General features: G+C 63.9%; 8 protein-coding genes. 1 reads left to right on the top strand and 7 read right to left on the bottom strand.

Translation table 11 applies throughout. The annotated features are described in order from the left end of the window. Positions 1-131: 131 nt before the first annotated feature. From AC13C2_RS00405 to AC13C2_RS00430, 6 genes are all read right to left on the bottom strand, one after another. On the bottom strand, positions 132-17810 hold the full coding sequence (locus AC13C2_RS00405; protein ID WP_482885579.1) for a leukotoxin LktA family filamentous adhesin: 17679 nt from the start codon (positions 17808-17810) through the stop codon (positions 132-134). Positions 17811-17895: 85 nt separating this feature from the next. Then, a complete protein-coding gene (locus tag AC13C2_RS00410; protein WP_482885580.1) occupies positions 17896-18459 on the bottom strand; it encodes an invasion associated locus B family protein in 564 nt (187 codons plus the stop codon). Between the two features lie 57 nt (positions 18460-18516). Continuing rightward, positions 18517-20046, bottom strand: coding sequence for a ShlB/FhaC/HecB family hemolysin secretion/activation protein (locus AC13C2_RS00415; protein WP_339643703.1), 1530 nt, complete (start codon positions 20044-20046; stop codon positions 18517-18519). After that, complete coding sequence (locus AC13C2_RS00420; protein ID WP_482885585.1) at positions 20043-20486, bottom strand: invasion associated locus B family protein; 444 nt, start codon at positions 20484-20486, stop codon at positions 20043-20045. Before AC13C2_RS00420 ends, AC13C2_RS00415 begins: the two co-directional genes overlap by 4 nt. Before the next feature lie 315 nt (positions 20487-20801). Then, positions 20802-21893 (bottom strand): ParB/RepB/Spo0J family partition protein, encoded by a 1092-nt coding sequence (locus tag AC13C2_RS00425; RefSeq protein WP_482885581.1) that lies wholly within the window; start codon positions 21891-21893, stop codon positions 20802-20804. Further along, a complete protein-coding gene (locus tag AC13C2_RS00430) occupies positions 21890-23191 on the bottom strand; it encodes an AAA family ATPase (RefSeq protein ID WP_474522643.1) in 1302 nt (433 codons plus the stop codon). The genes AC13C2_RS00425 and AC13C2_RS00430 overlap by 4 nt, the downstream gene beginning before the upstream one ends. A 416-nt stretch (positions 23192-23607) precedes the next feature. Here AC13C2_RS00430 and AC13C2_RS00435 point away from each other — a divergent pair, with 416 nt between their 5' ends. Further along, complete coding sequence (locus AC13C2_RS00435; RefSeq protein WP_482885582.1) at positions 23608-24273, top strand: DnaA N-terminal domain-containing protein; 666 nt, start codon at positions 23608-23610, stop codon at positions 24271-24273. A 194-nt stretch (positions 24274-24467) separates the two neighbouring features. On the opposite strand, the gene AC13C2_RS00440 is transcribed toward AC13C2_RS00435, so the two are convergent. Next, positions 24468-24735 (bottom strand): class II fructose-bisphosphate aldolase (locus AC13C2_RS00440; protein ID WP_482885583.1); only part of this gene is annotated, 268 nt, incomplete at its 5' end.

The raw sequence follows: 24735 nt of genomic DNA on the forward strand, positions 1-24735 counted from the left end.
GGTCAGCAACGGTCGCTTGTTTCATCAGAGCATGCGATCGATCCCGGCCATCGCTTCGTATTAACGCGATAGCCCGCCAGATCTCATGCCGCACGGCAACGCGGGAGGCTCTCCTCCCGCGTACGCCCCCTTCACCGCAATGCGGCCTGGATCATCGGCACGTATTGTTCCTCCTCCTGATCCTCGTCGACCTGCACTGGCAGGCGTACGACCCCTGTCTCCAGGATGCCGCCGAAGCGGCGCGTGCTGTTGACCCCCGTCCCCTGCCGGAAGCTGAGACCAAGAATCGCCGTCTCGGTTCCTACCAGGAAGCCGAAGCCCTGTCCGCCGTTCACCCCGACCCCGCCAGTCCGGCGGTTGAGAACCAGGATGTTGTTCACCGTCAGATCAAGCCCTTCTCGCAGATCCGCCTGGAAGCCGGTCTGGTTGAGATCCAGAAGCTGCGCGTCCGCCTCCAGGTCCAGGTCGACATAGGTGATCGTCGCCAGCACATCGAATTCGCGCTGCCGCAGCCAGACGTCCCCGCCGATCCGCAAGTCCGGCCCCGCCAACAGCGCGGTGCCCTGCACCGTGACCTCGCCATTGCCGATCAGGCTTTCGACCAGTCGGGTCTCGCCGGTATAGTCCAGGTCCCGGTCCAGCCCGGTCACCGGTGCGAAAGTATCGGTCAGAAGCGGTGCGATGCCGCCATCGACCTGATCGACCTGAACCAGCCCGGTCATCGCTCCGGTTGCATCCGTCACCACCAGATCGAGTCCGTCCTCCGTAGTGTCGTCCCGCAGGGTGACCAGCACCGTCTCGGCCCGGAGCTCCAATCGATCCTTGACCGACAGCAATCCGCCCCGAAGCGTCGCACCGACACCATTCGCTGTCAGTGACGCCAGCATCGGCGACGACGCCAGCTTGATGCCCATCAGTTCGGGCCGGACCAGTTGCAGCGCCACCTCGTCGGCGATGTCCACGCGGGCATGACCGATCCGGTTCACGGTCAGGTCGCCATTCGCCGACAGGCGCAACGTCCCGCCCGCGCCCAACAGACCCAGCGTAAGCGATCCGGCGGCCTCCAGCTCCAGATCGCCCCGCTCCGCGAGTGCGAAGGATGCGACCAGATCGCCCGCCGTCTCGACATAGCGCAGGTCGTCCAGCGCCAGCAAATGCAGGATCGACCCATCGGACGTGTCCGCCGTGAAGCGGTTGCCGGTCACGCCGGTCAAATCGCCGCCGAAGGCAAACAGCCGGATGTCGGTGCCGCCGATGGCAGCGCCTTCGCCGCGCAGCGATCCGCCTGCGGTCAACGTGACCTGCCGGGTGGCGGCGACGGTCTGCACCGTCAGATCGGCCAGAGTGTGCAGATCCAGCGCGCCGTCCGCCATCGTGGCGGAGCGCAGGATCAGATCATCACGCTCCAGCACATGCAGGTCGCCCAAAGCCGTCTCGGCATCCAGTGTATCCAGGTTGACGCGCAATCCGTTCGGCCCGATCGGGGCCGCCCGGTTAAGACGCAGGGTCGTCACCGCACCAGCCGCGTTGGCGACCAGGACGTCGTCCAATTCGCCTGCCGCGACCGAAAGCGTGCCGCCCACCGTGAGGCCCAGTGCATTGGCGGAGGCGTTTGTCGTGACCAGCCCGGACAACACCGCATCGTCGGCCAGTCCGGCCCGGATGGTCCCGGCCCCGGCGTTGATCTCTGTGCCTGCGCTTTGCGTCACGACACCTGTCGCGTCGATTCCGATAGCTCCGCCATTGCTGCGGATGTCGGCGTTTGCGTTCAGGCTCGACAGGGCGAAGGTCAGCGCCCCGCCTTGCGACGTGATGCCCTCACCTGCGGCCAGCGTCACCGCGCTGCCCGTGGCGTCCAGCATCAGGGAATTGATCCCGCCCAGAACGATCCGTTCGATTTCGGTCGCCCGATCCCGCAGGATCAGATCAGCGTTGCCGTCGTCCGTCTTCAGGTTCAGGTTGCCGACCGTCAGGTCCAGCGCCGCCAGCGCACCGACGTCGCCAGTGCTGTCGATCACCAATCGCCCGGCAGAAACGCGGCCCTGTGTCACTGATTCCGCCGTCGCAAGCACCAGCCCCGGCACCGCAATGGTGCCCGCGTCCAGTGCCCCGGCGACTGTCAGCGTGACCGTGGAGTCGGCATCGTTCTGCGTGATTGATCCGACCACAAGATCGCGGTCGTTCGCCAAGGTGAAAGCGGTCGCGCCGGTGCCGGCGAAGGATACACCCGACAGGCTGGTCCGCAGGACACCCGTTCCTGCAGGAACCGGGCCGCGGCTGGTGAAGATCGCCGTGCCGCCGGTCAGGACGGTCGCGGTGCCCAGCGAAGGATCGACGCCCAGCCCTTCGGCCAGTGTGAAGCGCAATGTGGAGGTGCCGCCGAAATTCGCCGCCACCAGCAGGGTCGCTTCACCTTCGGCCTCGATCTCGCCGCCCTGAGCGACATCCAGCTTGCCGAACCGCAGGGCGGTAACGCCATTGCCTGCGTCGCGCCCGCTGATCAGGTTCACGTCGCCGACGCGGGTTGTAACCTCGATCGTTCCGTCGATGCCCTCGACCCAGACAGGCAACTTGACTGCCGATGTCCCGATCGATCCGCCATCCAGCGAGATCGAGGCAGCGCGAATACGGCTGACGCCGCTTCCGACGAAATCGGTAATCGCGCCCTGCGCAGACAGGACCGCCCGCGCATTGCTGAACACTTCGCCCAACGGCAGATCGCCAACGGGTGCCGAGACATAGACCCCCGTGCCGCCGCGAAGGACCGCATTGCCACCCGCCAGAACCTCCAGCGTCAGAGGGTTGGCCGCCGTGCCGATCGACCCGTTGTTGCCACTCTCCAGGATCATCAGACTGCCGGTGATGGCCACCGGGTTGGTGCCCGCATTGGTCAGGTCGCCATCCACCTTCAGACGGATATCCTTGGTGCCCTGGATGCGCGCCACGTCCGCCGCCCCATCGGAGCCGAGGAAGATATTTTCCTGCCCCGCGAAAATGGTCAGCTTGCCTTCGGAGCCCATCGCGAAGTTCAGGTCTTCGGCCTGCCGGATCGTTACCTCACCCGGAATGGTCAGATCCAGATCCGAGCGTTCCGCAGTGCTGAGAACCAGAAGGTCCTCGGTTGTCAGACGGCGACCACCCGAGATGACATAGGGGTCGCGCAATTCGCCCACTTCGGTCTGCACCCGAAGTGTGATGTCGCCTTTGGCCGTGATGTTCGGCGTTTCGACGCGCGTATTGGTGTCCGCCGTCCCAAGGATCAGCCCGGCATCCAGCGAGCGTGTCAGCTCGTCTACCGTCCATTCGATCCCGTCCAGTGCGGACGCCGTCTGTTCTGCGGACAGAACCGGTACGAAACTGTCGTTGCGCGCCGCATCGGCATCCCACTGGTCGAAATAGGCCTGCCGCTGGGCGACATAGATGTCGAGTTGCGCGTCATAATTGGCCTGTTCCGCCGCACTGTTGCCCGCACCCGTCAGAAGGACGGTGCGTGTCGCGGCATCCAGCGTGAAGGTGGGGTCGGTATCGCCGGCTTCGCGGCGATCCCAATAGTCGTCATAGAGCCGCACCTGTTCGGCGCGCAACGCATCCAGTTGCTGCGTGGAACGGTCGGCCGCTTCGCTTCCATTCAGATCAAGCTGCTCGGTATAGAGCGTCGACAGCTCCGCCTCGGTCCTCAGATCGCGGGTCTCGATGGCATTCCTGTCCAAGAGCGCGCCCGTGTCCACGGTCAGCGCGACACTTCCCAACTGGCTCTCGACAGACCGCAGGGCAAGATCGCCCGAAACTTCGGTCAGATCGATATTGTCCTGCGCCAGCGCGATAAGATCGCCTTCCTGCGTGTCTATGGTCAACGCGCCGATTCCCCCGGTCGCGGCCTTCAGCTCGATCTGGCTGCCGGTGACCTGAACCGCCGAGGCACCGGTTGCGGCAAAGATACCGCCCTGTGCGTCCAGCTTGACAGCCCCCACGATGTTACGCCCGAAATCGGCGCTGCGGTTGGTGGTCGCGATGCGCGCGACGTTCATGTCGCCGTCCATCTCTCGGATGTTGATGTCGGTTCCGGCCAGTGCCGTCAAAACCGCGCCTGCAGTCTGGTCGATACGGAATGCACCGTTGATCGACCCGATCCGGCCGTTCAGAGCCGTCAGGCTCAGATCGCCGGTTTCCAACACGATCTGGGTGCCCCCGGTCAGGATCGACCCGGTAGTAGATGTGACCGTGCTGGTTCCGGACAAATTGGTCAGTGCGTCGCCAAAGATGACCGTCCCGACGGATGCAACGTTGAATGACCCACTGTCGGAGCCGCCAAAGGTTACAGCGATCGGATAATCGGCCTTCAGACGATGTTCATAGAGCTGCACGGTTGTGCGAATGTCGGTCCAGCGAAAATGACGATACCCGGAGCCAAGTTTATACCACCGCACGCTGTCGTGGGTCTTGCGGTAGTTCACATCCTCTTGCGTGCTCTCCGACAGCTTAGTGGCCGTAAGGGCATACCCATAGTCGTCCCCACCCAGCGATGCCGTCAGATATGGTCCGCTTCCCAGCTGTTCGATCGGCAATGCCCGTGTGTCAGTGGTGGAGTTGGTGACTGTCGTCTTACTGCCCTTGATGCCGATGACGACAAGTTCATTCCGCAGGAAATCGGTTTCGGTGACGGTTTTTTCACCGCGCAGAACGACATAATCGCGGTTCAGAACGGGCTGATATGTGCTCGAGCGTCCGCCGAACGACGCCACCTCGAATGTGGGCACTTCGCGGGTCAGGCCGAACTCGTCGGTCACTGTCGTGAACGTCGTGTTGTCCACCTGCTGGATCGTGTTCCCCAGACGCCGGTATTCGGTGGTCAGGAACCGTCCGCCGCCCAGCGGCTTCGACGTGTCCGTAATCCGCACCAGGCCTTCGATGCCCTCGCCCGCCGGTCCCAGATCCGTGCGCGTCAGATAGATCGGTGCGGTCGTCTCGTTGACGACATTGATGCGTCCAAACCCGTCCAGCGATTGCAATTCACCCGATCCGGTGCTGAGAACCTGACCTGTCAGGACAATCGTCCCCCCCTGCACAAGCATCGGGTCCAGCTCGATCGTGTCGGTCTCATAATTGTAATAGACCGCGACGTTTGACGTGATGTTAACGTCGCGCGGAACCAGGTCTGTCCCGGTCTCCAGAGGATCGTGCAATTGCAGGCGACCCGCGCCCGCGACAGTCGCCAGCGTGTCCAGACGCGATTGCAACCCTGCACCCAACGTCACGTCGTAAGTGCCCCGACCGGCCTGAACCAGACCGTTGATATTCAGGAAATCCGCCGTGATGAACACGTTTGCCCCGGCGCGGATCTCGCCCTGGCGCGGCGCAAGAGGAATTGTGCCGCGAGAGTAGGTTACCGCCGTGCCGGTTGCCGAAGCACGGACGAATGTCCGGTAGTAATTTTCGTAACTGTCGAACAACGCATCATAGATTGCCTCCGGGCTGCCATCGACTTCGGTGAAGCCCCAGGTGAAGCCCTGCGTGAAGCTGCCGTTGAGTGCGTTGAACTTGAGCGTTTTGGCCGTGATATCGGCACGGATGTCCACGTCCTTGTCGGAGTTTCCTTCGACCAGGCCCCGGAAATTCGAGATTGCGCCGTTCACAATGATCGACCCGCCGTTGGCCGTAGCCAGATTGACGACCGGATCGTCGGAGCTTTCGCCGTTGACGACGCTGTAGGCATAGCTGCCGGCACGGCCATCGCCCACCTGATTGATCTTCGCGGCACTGTCCACGTCGACGTCATTGAACACGATGCGTCCGCCTTCATCGGACGGGATCGTGATGCTTGATGTCTTCAGCGTCGCGCCGGACTGCAACTGCACCAGCACGACGCTGTCGCCCGGTGCCTTCAAAAGGCCGTTCGGCCCGCCCACGACCGCATCGGCGCGCATGTAGATGTTGCCTTCGATCGCGATGATCGGATCCAGTTCGACCACGGTGCGGGTGCCGCCCGGCTCCAGAGCAAGGCGGGTATTGAGCTGATCGCGCTCGGCGGTCCAGGCGGTGACCGCCTTGGCGTCCTGGTTCAGCGTGGTGTTGGTCAGGAACCCGGTCAATTCGTCGATACGGTTCCTCAGGTCACTCGACACCGATTGGTTGAGCAGCACGCGATAGGTGATGCCCTCCGCGTCGGCGTTGGTGAACGGCCCGCCGGGGAAATCTCCGGCGATCGAGTTATCAATTTCGTTGTTCGCATCCAGGATCAGGACCTGCTTGTTGCGCGACCCGGCGCGGACGATGCCGTCCACCGTAATCAGATCGTTGGACAGGCTGACGCTTTCCCCGCTTTCGATATCCAGGCTGACGTCGTCGCCGCCAAAGGCGTTGGACACTGCACTGGCAATGGCCCCCAGGACTTCGCGATACAGATCCTTGCCACGCCCATAGCCAACGATGTCGCGCCCGCCCTCTTCGGCGAACAGTGTCACGTCGCGAACCGCCAGCACCTTTGCACCGTCGGCTACGAAAACACCCGAGATCGTGTTGGCGGTCGCATCGGCGACCGGCACCGTCGGGATCGGGATGGCCGTCTTGTTGAACACCCGGCTTTCGGCCCGCAGTTTGATCGCCTGCGCGCCATTGGCTGTATAGCCCGCCAACATTTCGACATCGCCAAGGCTCTCCAGCAGCGTGCCACTGTTCAGGAGAATTTGCGTATCGGAGGCGAACAACGCCCGGCTGTTCGCCGTGCCTGCACCCGCAAGTCCGTAAGTCGAGGTATCGACCTCCGACCGCATGTCCGCTTCGGCACCCGCATAAAGCTGCAACAGACCCGTCGCCCGCACCTCGGCGCCACCGATCGTGACCTTCACGCCATTGGTCCGCACATTTACAGTAGAATTGCCGATCGGAATAGCGATTGCGCCACCGCTGTCCAGATTCAGACGGTCTTTCAATTCCATGTCGCTGGCCGCGCCGATGCGGAACAGGGCCCCGGCTTCACGCGCGGCGGTCTGCGTCAGACGCGCGCCACCGGCGATGGTGACGTCGGTGTTCGCATCCACCGTCACGGTGCTGACGATAGCCGCCACGTCCAGTGCCCCGCCCGAACCGCTGACAACGTTGAAGCCGTCATTTGCCGCAAGTTGCGGACGTTCGAACCGGGTAACCGCCGCAATGTCCAGCGCATCGGCCAGAACCACCGTGCCACCGCCCAGCGTGACGTCGGTATCCGCAATCAGCGTCGATTTGGCCTTCGCGCCCGATACACCCACAAGGGCGGCGGACAGGGTATCGAGGCTGCTGCTGGTGCGCCCGGTCTGGCGCGCCGCAATGCTCAGGTTGCGGGCAGCCAGCGTCGTCGTGCCTGCAAACGTCAGGGCTGTCTTCGCATTGATCCGCTGGTCGACTTCAGCACCCGATCCGGCCACCAGACCGCCCGAGCCGCTTTCCGCGGTGGTTCGCACAGTCGGATCATTGGTCGCCCGCAGGCTTACATTCTGGCCGGTGACGGTGGCATTGGTGAATGTCGTGCTGACCGACGCGACCTTTCCGGCCTCTTGTCCGGCCGACGAGAGCGTCGCACCGATGGCCACGCCGCCGAATACCTTGCCCGAGGCAAAGGATTCCGCCGTCGCGGTATTGGCATCGGAGCCAAGCGTGATCCGCGACGACGTGCCGGACGTGCCCCGCAGGGAGCCCGCCACATCGGTCGAGATCGTATAGGCAAGCCAGGCCTTCGCATTCGCGCCGTTGCCGCTGAGGATGCCGCCTGACGTGGATTTCGCTTCGGCATAGGCATTGCGCGACGGGTCGGTCTGACCCGCCCGAACCCCGGAAAGTTCCGTCCGGATATCGACGATCTGACCTTCGGTGCGTCCGCCAAGGCGAGTGGTCAGTGTGGAGTCCACCCGTGCGGTCGCAAGACTGACACCCACGGCCAGGCCCCCGGCGACGGCAACGCCGGTCGCCTTGGCCCGCGCCTCGGCAGTCGACAGATTCGCCAGCGTCAACGTGGTGCCCTGAAGATCGACCCGATCCAGCAGCAACTCGGTCCGACCGCTGTTGCGCGCCTCGGCATCCGATCCGTTGGCTCCGGCCAGAATGCCGCCCGCGCTGCCTACCGATGTGGCCAGCATGCGGCTGGCGTCGCTGGCTGTGATCCGCGCCGTGGTGGCGCGCAGCACGGCAAGGGTTCCGCCTGTAGCCGTCTTCACCGCCGACACGCCGGTATTGCTGACCCGTGTGACCGCTGTGCCGATGCCACCGACCACGCCGACGGCGACGTTGTCGACGCGCACGTCCAGCACTTCGCTGCGCGCGGCCTCCAGGGTCAGGGAATTCAGGTTTCGCGCCGCCGGGCCGGTGATCGAGACGCCCTCGCCCAGCGTGACCTCTGCCGCGCTGCTCAGGTTGGCCACGGCCACGCCGACGCCCGCCGCGACGGATCCCGATGCCGCGACCGTCACCGCATTCGCGTCCAGCGCCGCAGCGCCGCCGACACCGCCGGTCGTCGCCCGCAACGTCACGTCTGTGCCGGCTTCGATGCGGCTGCGATTGCCCAGAGTGGTGCGTGCCGCCGTGCCGATATTCGTCACCAGCGTGCCGCTGACCACGCCTGCCAGACCGCCGACCGCGACCGCGCCGCCGTTCTGCGTGATGCTGTTACCAGCGGTTGCCGTCAGGTTCACCGCTCCGCCCGCGAAGATCGAGGCATCCTGCCCCAGTGACACCGTCACCGCATCCGGCTGGGCCGAAGCGGTGACGTTCAGCGCGCGTCGTTCGGTGCGGACCTCCATGTCGGTGTCCGTGCCGCCGGCATATCCGGCCATCGCATTCGCAGTATTGCGTTTGTCGTCGGCGCTGGCTCCGGCTTCGGTTCCGTCGCCTTCGTCGGCGCTTCCGGCAAGGCCGCTTTGTGCATCCGCCCTGACCTGCGTGTTGTCGTCGTTGACCTCGCTGTCGGAGGTGGTCGCGGTTCCACCCGCCTCCACGATGCCGACCGCCGCCGCGACGCCCGCGACTCCGCCCAGAGCGCCGACACCGACAATGCTGTCGATCGTGCGCGCCGAATTCGCCGTCAGCGACACCGCGCCGCTTTGCGAATTGACCTGCGACCGGTCGCCGATGGTTACGGCGGTCAGACCGCTCAGTCGCGCGTAGTCAAGCCCTGCGCCAACTCCGAACCCGGTCCCTGCAGCAATCGCACCGCCCAGACCGTCGATATCGATGGTTTCGTTGGCCGATAGCGCGACGTCACCGACGCCACTGATCCGCTGATCCGCATCCAGCACGATTTGTGTGGTGGCGTCGTTCAACGTCACGTTTGCACCAACGGCGACCGCGCCTCCGCCCGCCGATCCGGCGGCTGCCGCCGTGCCGACATCCGTTGTCGTGCGGGCTGTCACGGTGACGGTGCCCTGCGCGTCGATCAGGCTGTCACGGTCTTCGTCGATGCCCACAGTGGTCGTATCGTCGACCGGAGCCGCCAGGGCTGTCTGACGCTCCATCGAGACCACGGACCGTCCGGTCAGAGAGGTGACGTTGACCGCACCACCCAGGGCCGCCACGCCCGCGCTGGCCGCGCCGACATAGGAGGTCACGTCGTTCTTGGCATAGCTGTCGATCACGACATTCCGGTTGGCCAGAACCTGTGCCATCCGCAGCGTGACAAGCGCATCACCGCGCAGGATGCTGACGCCGACGCTGCCGGCTGCGCCGACGAACCCGCCGCCGGCCCCGATCACCCAGTTCTCCATGATCGTCTGCGTTTCGGCATAGATCCCGACGTCGCGCTTCGCTTCGATCTGGCCGGTGTTCACCAGAACCTCGGACGTGCTGCCGACAACGTTCGTGCCGACTGCGGCGCCCACTCCTGCGGACCCGCCAACGCCGATGGCCACGGCATAACTTTCGACTGCATTGACGATCTTCGCATTCAGGATCGTATCCTGCGCCGTGGAGGCCGCGAAGGCGACACCCGTAGCTCCGCCAAGTGCCGGGGCCGTGTCGCCATCGAAGTAGCTGCCTAACGCTCCACCCGTCTCGCGGGTGCCAGAGCCGATCACGACGCGCGCGCTGTCCTTCAGAAGGTTCACCACGACCAGCGCGCTGATCCCGGCCACGCCTCCGGCGGAGCCGTTGGCGGCGGCCATCGACATGCTCGTGCTGCCCGTCGCCTCGGCGATTGTGCCGCGTCCGCTCAGACCCGACAGCGCTGTGACTGCCGCGCCGTTGCCCAGACCCGTGGCGACCGAGCCGTCGATCACTTCGGTCCGGACGATGTTCTCGATCAGGTTCACGGTGACCGAAACGCCAACACCGGCGGCCCCGCCACCCGACAGGCTGAGGTTCAGGCCGGGACCGGAATCGCTGTCCGTTGGTTTTTCTTTCGCGCCACCCAGCAGGCTGATCGTATTGGTCGCCCGCGATTGCAGCACAACCGTGCCAAGCGCCAGCATATCGCTTGCTTCGGCCGCGCCCGCTGCGCGAATGCGCGTCTGCACATCGTTGCGCGCCACGTTGCCGACGCCCGTGCCGGTCACACCGACCCCACCAGAGAAGGCGCCGGAAATGGCGTTTCCGCCCAATCCGGTCAGCGCCTGCGCCCCGACCGTCAAGCTGCCCGCCGATTGTAGGGTGCTGGACGCGATGTCTGCCAGAACTTTCTGCGCCGTGGTGTTCGACGCCACGGCCAGACCGATCGACGCCCCGCCGTCCGCCGCTACGGAACCGGAATTCGCACGCAGCGTGTTCGTCGCCCAGGCATTGATGGCAATAGACCCGGCGGCGATGCGCGACCGCAGGACTTCCGCGGTGACGCCGCCGTCGATCACGTTGATCGCAAAGCTGCCGGCCAGGGCGCCGGTAGAGCCTCCGGCGGCGGCGGCTGCAAGGGCCTCCAGCGTCAGGGTCTGTGTTGCCGCGACCTGCACCAGACCGCCATTGACGACATTTCCCGCGTCTGCCGGATCAGAACTGCTGACCGCCACGTCGCTCAGGCTGGCGCGCGCATCGTCGGACATTACGTTGACCACGACAGCGCCACCGCCCCCGGCGGTTCCGCCGATGCCGACAGCTCCGGCCAGGGCCTTGAAGGTTCCGGTCTGCGTGGCCGTCACGTCAATGCCGACATCCGTGCCTTCGACGGCGATGGAATTCATGCCCCGGTTGGCGCGCGTCGCCTGCGTAGTAGTGCCTCGCAACTCCGCAACGGTCGAGCGGTCGGAGACATTGACGACGATACTGCCCGCCGCGCCCGCCGTTCCTCCGACACCGCCGGAAATACCCGCGGTCTCGACGCTGCCAGTCTGGGTAGCGGCAATGCGCAGACCCAACGTGCCATTGGCTGCGGTAATGGTATTCGCGCCGGTGACGCTCATGCTGGCCAAGGTCTGCTGGAACAGCAGGTTAACCGAAATGCCCGCGCCGATACCCGCCGTGCCGCCTCCGGCCACACCCCCGGCCAGCGACCGGATCCTGGCGCCGTCGGTTGCGGTGACGCTGGTTGCGCCCAACTGTCCGTCGGTGAGATTTTCGCTGAGTTCCGCGACGGTAACGTCGTCTTTGGTCAACGTCGGCGACTGCGTTGAAAGCAAGGTCGTCCGCGATCCGACATTATTCGCCAGCGCGGTGTTCAGATCGGCGACGGCCTTGTCCCGCTCGGCGATCGTATCCGCCTCGGCATCCGCGACGGGGGACCCGCCGGTGTCGCCCTGCACTTCCTGGCTGCGGGCGGCATTCGCGCCCGGCTTGCCGATCATCGTGAACACGAAGGACCCTGCGATGGAGGTTGCGCCGCTGCCCGACCCGGACACCGCGATGGCATCGATCACACCGGATTTGCTTGCGCTTACGGTCAGATCGCCTGTGCCCGTCAGACCCGCCAGACCCGTCAGCCGCGCTTCCGCGCCGCCATTGATCGTGGCCGAGGTAATGGCTCCGCCGATGGCATTCGATCCGCTGGCCGACACCGCACCCGACAGAATTTCGATCGTGTCCGTCTTGATTGCCGAAATGGTCTTGGACCCTGCCCCGCTGTCCAGAAGCTGCGCCCCGGCCCCGGCGGCGCGTACGGTATTGCCGATGTCGCCGATGGCGATCGACCCGCTGACCGCCGTCGATCCGGTCGACACAGCCAGCCCGACGGCCAGCGCCTTGATACCGGTCGTGCTGTTCGACGTGATCGACAGGGCACTGTTGTTCGTGGTCAGGACCGCATTGTCGAAGATCACATCGCTTGTGCGGTCGATGAAGTTCGCCGACACCGCAGCACCGACGCCGGTGCCGCCAAGGCTGACCGCGGCACCGCCCGACAGGCTTTCGATGGTTCCACCGGAATTCGCGGCAAGCGTCACGCCGGCATCCGATGCCAATATCGCGCCTTTCGCCGACAGGGCGTTGTTCCCGGTCAGGACGTTGACAGCGATACCGCCGGACACACTGGTCCCTTTGCTGGCCGAAATCGCCACCGCCAGCGATCGGATCACATCCGCCGCCGTCATCGTCGCCGTAATGGCGCCGCCCTCGCGGGTCGAGATATTCGCATCGTCCAGCAGAACCCTGGTGTCGTTCGCCGCCAGAACGTTGACGACCAGAGCCGCGCCACCCGCGCCGGCCCCGCCGATGGCCGCGCCGCCGCCGATGGCGAAGATCTCACGCCCGCCGGTCGCCGTGGCCGCAAAGCCTGTCGCGTCGGTAACTGCCAGTCCAGTCGCGTTCGCTGTGACGCCCGCCGTGATGACATTGACGCCGATACCTGCACCGACTGCCGTCTGATTGGGCGTGGCACCCCCCGCGACGACGATGGAGGTGATGGTGCTGGTGCCGGTGGCCGTCAGGTCGACAGTGCCCAGAGATGCGTTGGTGACATCGGCATAGGCCAGTTTCGCCTCGGTCGCCGCCGTAATGACGTTAACGCCGACTGCCGCACCGATAGCGTTCTGCCGTCCCCCTGCAAGCGCGCCGGACAGGGCGAAGATGCTGTTGGTTTCTGTCGCGGCGACCGCAACGCTTTCGGCCTTCAGGTCCATCCGCGCCGTCGATGTGCCTGCGACAAGCGCCTTGGCCCCACCCGAAATGGTGTTCACGACGACCGATCCGGCAAGTCCGGTCTTGCCGACCCCCGCCGATATACCGAAGCCATAGATCCGCTGGGTCGAGGTCGCGGTCACCGAGAACGCACCCGTATCGAAGGCCGAGACCCCCGCCACCATTGCCTGAGCTGCCCGGTCGATGACCGCCACGGCCACGCCGACGCCGACGCCCGCGCCTTCGTTGGCGGACATGTTGATGCCGACCGCGCCGCCGACGTTCACCGTCGTGCTGGTGTCGGTCGCGCTCAGGTCAAGACTGGCGGACGTCACGTCCGAATCCGCGATCAGCGCATCGGTTCCACCGTCCAGAACGGCCACGGCAACCGATCCGGCCAACGCGATCTTGCCCTTGGATGTGCCCGCGCCGCCGACCGCGACGTTGACGACCGTGGCCTGGTCGATACCGGCCACGGTGACGGCCCCGCCTGCGACCACGGTCGCATCGCGCAGGGTGGCGGACAGCGCCCGCGTATCGACGTGCACGCCGAACGCCCCGGCCAGCGCATTCGCGCTTTGCGTCTTGCCAAGGGCGGCGGAAATCGCCCCCGCGACCGTTACGCCAAGCTGTTTGCTGGTGGCAGTGACCGTCAGGTCATCGGTCAGTTCGATCCGGCCCGCCGTGGCGATCGTCGCACTGGTTTCATTCGCCAGCACCAGGTTCACCGATGCGGCGGCGGCAACGGCCCAGCCGCTCTTCTGCTTCGACCCGTCCTCGGCGGCGGGTGTCTCCACGTTATTCTGCGCATTCAGCGCGTCCTCTTCCTCATCGGCGAACAGCCAGTCGGGAATGATCTTGTCGTCCTGATCCTGCTGGCCCTGATCGTCCGGCGCTGAGTCGGGTTTGCCTTCGTTGACCTTGCTGCCTGCGACCGTGACGGTCACATCCAACGTGTCGTTCAATGCCGTCACCGCCAGCGATGTGGCATCGATCACGACATCAGTATCGGTCGCGCCATAGCCGACCGCCCCGTCGACCCCCATGACGCCTGCACGCACCTTGCGACTGGTGAAGGTGATCGCACCCGATCCGCCGAAGCCGATGTTCTCGGACGCGCTGACCGCACCCGCCGTGGACCAGCTGACAGACTTGTCTTCGGCCGCGACGGCCACGACACCGGCCAGGATACGCGCATTCTCTCCGATCCGCGCCAGCGTGTCGGCCTGACTGACCAGGGCGGCGACCGAAGCGTTCAGCCCGGTGTTCTTCCCCTGTCCTCCGGAAAATGCCAGCATTCCGCGTATGTTGCGCTGACCTGCCGTCACATTCAGATCACTGCGGTTAGTGAGGGTGACGGTGGCTCCGTCCTCGATCTCGGCGCGCACGGTGCTGGCCATCGTCGCGACGCTGATGCCGACGCCGATGCTGTCGTTCACGTCGCCGCCCAGCGGATTGCCCTTGGGCAGGTTCACGATGTGCAGCATCAGGCTTTGTTGCAGTGCCGTGATGTTCGCCGTCGCCGACAGGGTCAGACTCGCACCATCGCGAATTGTCGCCACAGTCGTGTTGTCCAGAACCAGAACGTCCGTCGTGACACCGAAGGCCAGTTTCTGATCCTCGACGTCGATGCCGTCGCGGCTTCCGTCGCTGGGGGTCGAGGCCTTGGCCTTCGCCTTTCCCTCGGTCGTGATATAGGTCAGCGGATTGACCTGATCGACCAGGATCATCATCTCGTTCAAGGGTGGAGGCGTCGGCTGCGTGGCGCCCGGATTGGCCGGATCGAAGCCATCGGGCAACAGTTCGTAATCCGACACCGCCGTTGCGAAATCGCTCCATGCGGTCTTGATATTGGCCAAGGCGTTGGTGTTCGGATAGCGCGTCAGCGCGTTCACATCCAGGGTCGCGGCGTTGATCGTGGCATTGCCGCCGATCTCGGCCATCGTCTCGCCATTCATGACGCCGACGCCGACCGACAGCATGATGGCGTTGTCGAACCGACCCAGCAATTCGTCTTCGGTGATATCGGGATCGTTCGCGGCGTTGTAGATCGCGAGTTGTTTCTTGGCGACGAAGTTGATCTTGCCCATTGCCGCACTGGCAGACTTCGACAGGCTGCCACCACCCTCGGTCAGCCGATCGGCCCACCGCAGATTCGCCACGACATCGACATTTCCAGCCGTAACCGTCGTCGTGCCCAGGTCGATCAGTGCACGGGCCGGATCGTCCAGATTGCGATAGCTGCCGCCTAGGCTGGCAAACGTATTGTCGTTATCGACCTCGACCCCGATGGCGGCACCGATACCGAAATGCGGCTTGCGGTTTGGGTCGGCGGGCTTGCCCTGAACCTTGTCGGCAATCGCGGTCAGACCGCGCGAGCGGGCGGCACCCGCGACGATCTTGTTGCGAAGCGTCGTCAATACATTCGCCGCACCCAATGCGGCGGTGGTGGCGAAGCTCTTGTCGAAATACAGGGTTTCCGCTCTCAGCCCCAGATCGCCGCCGACCGTTATCGCCCCTCCGAGCGCGGCTTCCGTCAGCCCCTGCCCGACCGATACGTTGATCGCCACCGCCTCGACACCGTTGGTGCCGCCGTTGGCCCCGACGGACAGGGAATGGCGTTTTCCGGTCAACGCCTCGGACATCAGGTTGCCCGTGGTCGATACCGTGCCGCCCGAGACGCGCAACTGGTTTTCAAGGCTGCGGACAACGACGCCCACCGCATTCGAACCGTTCGCGATCTTGCTGGCATTCAGGGTCAGCGCATGATCTTCGTAAGCCGTGCTGAGAAGGCGCGTACCGCCGCCGGTATTGACCAGCGATCCACCGGTAATTGTGGTGCGCGACGTGGTATTGGCGTTCGCGACCGCGACGCCCAGCCCATAGGCCTTTGGGGCAATCGCAAACTGGGTCAGCGCGTGACTGGCAACCAGCATAGTCTCGGAAGCGGTATCGAACACCGCCGGCAAGGAAACCTTCACCCCGAGCGCTCCGCCCGAGAACAAGGCATATCCATCGATCCGCAGACCCATCGGGGTGGTGCCTGCGCCAAGTGCGGTGGAGGAGAAGACACCGTCAACCGATCCGTCGACCGTCGCATCCGCCGTCGTGACGGCAGCAGGTGTCCAGCGTCCATCCGCGTTCACGACACTGTTGGTAATGGTCACGCGCGCGTCGGCTCTGAGGATCTGCACTTGCACCGGCAGAAGGTCGCTAACGGTCTGCAACCCGCGCTCGAACCCGTCGGTGATCAGACCTTCGATCCGGTCGATGGTGTTCGCGAACTCTGCCTCGAACGCGGCGACACCGTCCTCCATCGATGCGACCTGCGCCGCCTCGGTGGCGGCATCGTCGCTGCCAAGGGTATTGGAGGCCGTGGCCAGCGCCGTGACGATCACCGTGCCACCCCGTATCGTGGCGCTGTCGATGGTGACGCTGGCGACGTTTTCTTCAGGGATGAAATTCCACGCCACACCTTCGGTGACGGCCCGTGCCGTCAGGGCCACGAGTCCGCTCGCCGCCGAGTTCTGCGCCTGCAATTTCGCACCTGCTTCGACGCTGATAGTCTCGCCCACGATAACGATGTCACCGGCACCCGTCCTGACCCGTGTATCGATGCTCGCTCCTGCGGCAATTCGCGCGGCGTCGTCGGCAACCAGCGCGATGCTGCCGCCGTCGGTCGTCACGGCACCGGTAACCGTGACGCCTTCGCCTTCGATCACCGTTTCGGCGGTCTTGAATGCAACCTGACCGACCGTGACATCGCCAGCTTTCGAGGTCAGCGCGAAAAAGCCCGCGTCGCCCGCGACGGAACTTGCATCGATCACGGTCGCGTCGCTGATCGCGGCGTTGCCTTCGGCGAACAGCGTGACCGCACCGCCCTGCCCCGCGTTCATGCCCGAGACGTCGAAATCGGCGTCGATCGTCAGGACGCCTTCGGCGATGACCTCGACCAGACCGCCGCTATCGCCCCGGCTGGCCGTGATCTTGGGTGCCGGGGCCGCAACGGTCGGGGACAGATCAACGTCGCCCTTGGCAAACAGGCGCACGACTCCGTCAGATCCGATCGACACACCGCCGGCCGAGGGGCGGCCCTCCGCATTGACCGCGGGCTGAATCCGACCGGTCGCATCGGGTGCATCGACGGTGATCTGACCGCTGATCATCATCCGCGCACCGGCCCGCATGTCCAGACGGCTGGCGTTGATTGCGCCTTCAACCGTGATATCGCCGCCGCCAACCAGATTTTCCGTCCCGGCGAACAGCGCCGCCGTGGACCCCCCGATGCCCCCTGTCGCTTCGGCTGCAAGATTGTCGACGAAATCGCGGTTCGGTGCGCTCAGCGTCAGGTTACCGGCATTGATCACGCCACTGGCCGAGATCATGAACCCGTCTGCATTGACGAAGAAGACGTTGCCGCCGACCGGGCCTGCCGCACTGCCCTTCAGCGCGTTTACCGTGCCGGAGATGTTCGACTGCCCGCCCCGTATGATGTTCACCAGCGCGCTTGCGTCCGTCGGCTCGACCACATTGACGGTCGTGCCGGCCGCGACGTCGAACTGGCTGAAGGTGTTGTAGCCGGTCCCGTTCGTCACCGTGGCCGTCGTGACATTGGTCACGCCAGCGCCCCCGGAGGTCACGCTGGTCGCCGTCGCCCCATCGGCCACGACCTGTGCCATCGCGGGCACCACGGCCACCGAGACGGAGGCCGCTATGGCGATCGTTCGGCTGACCATTCGTCCGGCCAGCAACAGAAGGCCGATGCCCCCTGCCCGCGTTCCGTTCGTCTGTCTGATGCGATCAACCACAGGTCGTCCTAACTCGTCTCGGTTGCTGGCGGGCGCAGGCTGCGCCGACCGGCCTTTACATCACGCGCCAACGGGCGCGTGGTCGTTACTGGCTGCGGGCCGCGCGCAGCGCATCGAGGCCTTCGCTCAATTCCGTCACGTCTACCTCGACCACGACCGGGTCGGCGTCGGGCCGGATGCGATAGCCGAACAGAAGCTTGCCTGCCGCATCCATCGCGGCCAGCTCCTCGGTGTCCAGCGGCGCGGCAGCCTCGCAGACCTGACCCTGACAGCTTTGCCAGATCATCTCGCGCTGCTCGGCGTCCTCGTCGCCAGCGAAGCGATAGACCGCGCCGCCGGGCAGATAGACGCCCATCGGAACCTGCGCGATCAGGATGGCACCATCCTCGGACGGAACGGTGATGAAATTCGAGACCAGCGTCTGCCCGTCGGTCAGCGTCAGCGTCTGCACAAGACGACATGCGGTGTCGCGCACAGAGATCGCCTCGCAGGCCACCAGCCAGTCGCCGAAGGTCGTGCCGTTCGCCAGATCCTGCGAGGTTGCTGACGCATCGGTTGCAGCGTCAGTTTCCGTGTCGGTTGTGGCGTCCTGCGCTGCTGCCATACCTGCCGTCAGGCTCAATGCCAGTATCAATCCCGTCAGTTTCATTCGTTCCTCATTCATTTAGTTCAGTCGCGATTTTCAGGGCTCCGCTCCGGGAACCATTCAAAATTTATAATCCAGTCCGATGTAGGCGCGGGCCTTTGGGTCCGGGTATCCCAAGGTCTCTTTCAGCGGCACACCGATCAGCGCGACCGCCTGCACGTCAAGTCGCCCGCTCAGATCGAACAACGCGCCCAGACCTGTCGAATACAGCAGGTCCTGATCGCTGTTGAATCCGGCATTGGTCGCTCTGAACGGCACCGCGACCCCGATATCGACAAACGCAAAGGGTGAAATCGACAGCCGGTCTCCCGCTACGCTGAACGGCTCGCGCTTCGACACCTGAAAGTTCAGCACCGCGCCGCTGTCGCCCGACCGGATATCGTTGGGATAGCCGCGCACCGATCCGACACCGCCGATCGAAAACAGGCGCGCCACCGGCAGGTTCTGATCGGGCGCGACCTGGAACCGCAGGTTGCCGTCGAACATGAACCTCTCGGTCAGGGGACGTGCATAGCTGGCGCTGCCGTACAGAAGCGTGAAACTGCCTTCGGTCTGTGTGGTGCCCGCCGCCTGTGCCGATCCGGCCCGCAGACCCAGCGACAGGCTGAAGGCGGAATTTTCGAGCCGCCGGGAATAGCTTCCCTGCGCATACAATTCCGTCAGCTTGATGTCCGAGAACGGCAGGCCGTTGGTCACCGACTCCGACGTTTCATAAGCCAGCCCACCCTCGACGATGACGTGGCTGAACGGCAGCACCCGGATCGGTCGGCGATAGGCCAGCGTCACGCCCATGTTGTCGCTCGACACGGCAATTGGCGTGAACGTTCCGGCAATGATCTGCGACGTCGAATAACTGAGCGAGCCCAGAATCCGCCCGCCTCCTGGCCCCACGGGCCGCGAATACCCGATGTTTGCGGAGACCGATCCGCTGGTCAGTGTGGTCTGTGCGGTCAGCGTGTCGCGCACACCGGTCAGGTTGCGCCGCACCGCCGACAGGGTCAGTCGCGCCTCTCCGGTTTCTTCGCGTCCATAGTTGTCGAGGCTCACGCCGAAGACATTCCGCTTCGGGGCCTCGCCACGGATCACAGCGACCGTCGTCCCCGGTGCCTCACCCGGCTCGAAGGAAATCGTCGGGGTCACGTCATGGCTCAGGTCGAACACCCGCAGATCACGTTCCAACCGCTCGAAATCCGGCAGATCACCCGGTCTCAACGACACGTTGCGGCGCAGGAAATCAGGTTGCGTCCGGCCGAACCCCTCGACCCGTACTGTCTCGACCGAAGCTTCGACAAGTTCGATTTTCAGAACACCGTTCACCAACTCCTGCGGCGGAATGATGGCCTGGGCCGTCACGATCCCTGCACGGGAATACAGGCCCTGGACCTCGCCCAGCAGCTTTTGCAGATCGTCGAATTCGACGGGCCTCGCGACGTAGGGCGCGGCGACGGCCTGCAACTCCGCCTCGTCCAGATAGACGCTGTCGGAAAAGTCGACGCCTGAAATCTCGAAGGTCTGGGCTTGTACGACCTGCGGCAGGCCGAGGATTGTCAGGATGGCCGCCATGACCGCAAGATATGCCCGCATCGTCATTGCTTTTCCTCAAGGTCCTGGATCGCGGCAGTGATTCCACTCAACGACAGTTCAAATGCCACAGGACGCACGGCGACCCGCGGGCGATATCGTACCTGCGCTGCCCGCCCTCGCTTCCAGCCCAGCAATTCCGCTTCCGAAAGTTTCAATTGCGCTTCGCAGGCGCGCGCTTCGCAGCGAACGAACTGCGCCTGCTTTACCGTTCCGCCAGGAACGCCCACGAACAGGCCGCTGGCGATATGGACGCCCGCCGGGACGATGACCTGTACCTCGGCACCCGGATGCGTGGCCCGTGCACGGACCGTCATCAACCAGGTCCGATCCGAGGCAAGGACAGTCGATTCGGCGAAACAGACGTCATTTCGGCAGGATACCGCCCAGTCCTCGTAGACGGCGGCAAGACTCTGCTGAGGCCAATATATGCTGGCGGCACAGATCATCAGAAGGCTAAAAAGCCGGAAACCGTTCACACTCACATCCCTTCGTCCGGCAGTCCATGGACATGCCGCCCCCTGACCTTGGGTAATTTAATCGGCAATATTTCGCAACCCTGCCAAAAGTTTAGGTAAATACGCTTCAGTTTTGCAGAATTATGAATGCGGCCAAAGCCACGGAAAGCGTTCGGCAAGACGTTGCCGGATGCCAGGACGACGCACCCCCGGCACAGGGCAAGAGCCACTAGCCCATTCAATCACTTATTGGCAACCTATTGAAATATAATATTTAATTCATCACTGCATTTCCCCGCGGGGAAATCACTCCGCATCTCCGATCTCATGCCAAAATGCCTCGATCGCCCGTTCCAGCCGGGCCCGGTCCACGGCCCCGAAATCAATATCGGCGCGCAGCTCCATCTTGCCCTGGGTCGCTGTTGCCCGCACCCCCGGTCCGACCGGAACCGTCAGGGCCACCCTGCCCCGCCGCCCCCTGGGCACGCCCCGCGCCTTGACCGGTAGCGGCACCGAATGCCCCTCGATCACGCGTCGCAGGATTGCCAGCTCCTCCGCCGCATCGCGCGTCGGCGCGGCGCGCAAGGCATCGCTGACAACCCCTACGAACGCCGGATCGGCCTCCAGCCGATCTGCCAGTTGCAGACCAAGCGAGCGGGGCATCGCCGCCGGATGCTCCAGCACCTTGTCCAGACGTGCCAGCAGCAAAGCGAACCGCCGGATATAGCTTCGCTTCTGGGGCGAAACACTTGCAAACAGTGCGTTGACCGCCGCATCCAGCGACGCACAGCCATCGACCCCGTCCGCGGCATAGGCCCGCGCCAACGATGCCATCTCGGCGAAACTGACGTCCTTCCGGATCAGGTTCTCGTCCACCATCCGTCGATACAGACCCGCGTCACTCTCCCCGGTGGCGAAGATACCCGCCGGAATATGCATCCACCTGGCGTCTTCGGTTTCGACCAGAAGTTCCCGGTAGGCGGTCAATCGGCGCAGACCCTGCACCAGTTCATACCCGCCCTGCCCGTCCGCCTCGACCCGGATCGGATTGCTCAGCCCGATCTCGCGCAACGATGTTTTCAGATCGCCAAGATCCATGTCGTCCGACAAACGGCGGTCCCGTGTCAGCTTGGTCGTGCGCACCGAATCCAACGGGATCAAATCGGTCACCAGGCCCAGTTTCTTCAGGCGTACCAGCTCATGGGCCAGGGCGTCATTTTCAGCCCTGATATCCGCCTCGACCTTTTCACGATAGCGCCGGGCATCGCCAACTTCGCCGATGGCCGAAGCCATGGGTCCGCGCCGCGCAGATTTCGTCTCCAGCTCGGGCATGTCGGATGGCTCTGAAACGGCGTCTTCCGGCAGATCCACGTCGAATATGCGGCGTTTGCGGCTCATGCGTCATCCTCCATATTGTCCCATGCGGCCAGCACGGTGTCCCTGAATTCCTCATAAGCGACGTCGAATGTCGATCGCGCCCGTCGCCAGGTTTCCCGTGTCATATCGCGATAATCCATCTCATACACCGAACTCAGGAACCGCCCCGATTGCTCGACCGCGCGCGTGTGTTCGATCGGATGCAGCGCCATACGGTCACCGAAAACCTTGTGGAACGCATCTTTCATCGCGCGATGCAGATCATTCCCCGGCTCGTAGCGGGTCAGCAGAAACCGGATGTCCAGAAAACTCTTGCCGAAATCCGATTTCCCCGCGGGGAAATCACCGAAGCCGACCAGATCCTCCAGCGCTTCCGACAACTGACCGATGAACGACGTGGTGCTGTCGTATTCCCAATACCCCGGCCCCGACGGCACATAGAGGACATCCGCCGCAAACACCGCATTCATCGACTGGTAGCCGATGGCCGGAGGGCAATCGAAGATCACCATATCGTAGGCATCGCGGGGCAGGGCATCCAGCCAGCGGGACACGGCGGCGAAGAACGACCAATCCGGGTTCATGTGCCGATACTGGGCGCTGGCGAATTCGACAAAGGCCGCATTGGCGCAGCTTGGCACCAGATCGATAGTCGACCAGCAGGTCGGCTTTATGAAATCAGCCACCCGCAATTCGCCAAGCCCGGTGTCGGCAATCGATGTCGGCAAGCGACGCTGCGGCATCTGGCGCCCCGACTCTGCGCCCTGCGTCGCGCTGTTCATGCGCCGTGTTTCATGGATCAGATCGCGCGCCAGAATACCCCAGACGGTGTGGTCCTCGCTAACGTCGCTCAGACCCATCGAATGGCTGAGTGTCGCCTGCGGATCGAAATCGACGCAGAGCACGCGGTAGCCGTCAAGCGCGGCGGCATGCGCCAGATGCAGGGCCGTCGTCGACTTGCCCGCGCCGCCCTTGAAGTTACTGACGGCAACCCGGATCGCGCGCTTGCCCGTCGGGCGCGCGGGCATCAGCGACTTGCGGTTGATCTTCATCTTGCGGCGCAGCTCGTTCACCTCGTCCAGGCTGAACCAGCGTTGCCGTCCGTCCTGCTCCACTTCGCCGGAGGGCAGGGAAGGGTCGGCGGCGAGGCGGCCGCGAAAGGTATTCTGGTTCACGCGGAAAATAAGCTCCGATACCTCCCATGAGGAGAACCGGCGGAGCGTCTTTTCATGTCCAGGCGAAAAGGTCTGCCGTCGTATCCAGCCCTGAAGTTTGAGGGAGCTGTCGCGCAGCTCCTGCAGGTCGCGGTAGTCTAGCATCCGTCTGCCTCAACGTTGTTCGATCATGTAATCAGGAATACGCCGAATTTGACCTCCGCGTAAATCCCGGATTAGAACGAAACAGCGATGGATGATTTCCCCGCGGGGAAAGACGGGACCCATGACGCAAGGGCCAATGCCGATTCGGCACCATATGCGTCCCAGAGACTGATTTGGGGTGACATCGACCCTAGCGCGAAGCTTTTTGAGGGGACATTTCTGTCCTATAGGAGGACAACCAGAGTGTCCCCCTATACCAGATTCATACCGGATTCTTCTTTCAGGATGAATGACAGGCATGGGAGTGCTTGACAGAATCGGTCCGCTCAACGCAAATCAGGGCAACTGCCGAAATAACGGTGGATTGAGCGGCAAGGGCGGGAGGACAGGATGGGTCTCGGCCAGACAGGACACAAATGAAACGGCGGGAGACAACGCGGGCTACAGGGCGGTATGCGGCCTCGCTGAAATACGATGTCCTGACTGCCCTCGGGGCCTATGCCTGCGGAGGTGACAAACATCGGCAGCGTCTGGCGCTGCGCCTGATGACCCTCGTGACTGCTCGCTACAACTGGCAGGACGATACGTTGACGACAGGCCAGCGCGAGATTGCAGCGCTCTGGTCCGTCGATGAACGCACCGTGAAGCGTGAGATGGCGCGGTTGCGCGATATGGGATGGCTGGTTCTGAAACGTGCTTCGACGCGCGGTCGCGTGGCCTGTTACGGTCTGGGGCTGGATGTGATCCTGATGCAGACCGAACCCTATTGGGTATGTGTCGGCCCGGATTTCGTGGAGCGGATGGGGGCCAAACCTGCGGAACCGGCGTCCGATCCGACAGTCGTGGCTTTTCCAGTGGCGGGCGAAGGCGCATGGTCGCAGATCGCCACACGATTGCAGGCTGACGATCCCGGAGTATTCAATGCCTGGTTTGCGCCGCTGGTATCGTTGGGAGAACGGAACAGGGTCTTGCGGTTGAAGGTGCCGTCGAAATTTCACGGCTCGTTCCTGCGCACGCATCACTTGGGTCGCCTACAGGCCCTGGCGCGGTTTCAGGGGTGCGAGGTGGAGCTGGTCGATTGAAGCTTGGTCGGACATTCCCGAAAGATCGTCTGACATACGCTCATGCATTGAATAAAAGGCTCTTATCAAGAGATTTGAGAAACGCTTGCCACAGACACAGCGTCTTACACCCTGTGATCACATTGCGATGCAGGCAGCGGTATAACTGTTCTTGAACGGTGCCAATGTCGCCATATCCTGAAGCGGGGTTTCGATCAGTCGCCCAGGGACCGCAGAACGGCAACGGTCGCATTCCGAATCGGAGCTTCGATCCGGGACAGGATCTGCGCCCGGTCGAACAGAGCAGGGTCGTCGGCCAGCGTCTTGCGCAGCGCGCTGCCGAAGACCTGACGCAATTCTGTCCCGATGTTGAATTTGCAAATTGACGAACTGCGCGCCAGTGCGGCCCGTTGCCCGTGCGGCACACCCGACCCGCCGTGGATGACCAGCGGGACGGAGGTGACAGCCTCGATCGCGCGGATG

Source organism: Jannaschia sp. L-14R (genome assembly GCF_056857695.1).

Coding starts and splice junctions, on each gene's coding strand:
- AC13C2_RS00410 (WP_482885580.1), bottom strand. CDS start 18,459: ATGAAACTGACGGGATTGATACTGGCATTGAGCCTGACGGCAGGTATG.
- AC13C2_RS00420 (WP_482885585.1), bottom strand. CDS start 20,486: ATGATCTGTGCCGCCAGCATATATTGGCCTCAGCAGAGTCTTGCCGCC.
- AC13C2_RS00430 (WP_474522643.1), bottom strand. CDS start 23,191: ATGCTAGACTACCGCGACCTGCAGGAGCTGCGCGACAGCTCCCTCAAA.
- AC13C2_RS00425 (WP_482885581.1), bottom strand. CDS start 21,893: ATGAGCCGCAAACGCCGCATATTCGACGTGGATCTGCCGGAAGACGCC.
- AC13C2_RS00435 (WP_482885582.1), top strand. CDS start 23,608: ATGAAACGGCGGGAGACAACGCGGGCTACAGGGCGGTATGCGGCCTCG.
- AC13C2_RS00415 (WP_339643703.1), bottom strand. CDS start 20,046: ATGACGATGCGGGCATATCTTGCGGTCATGGCGGCCATCCTGACAATC.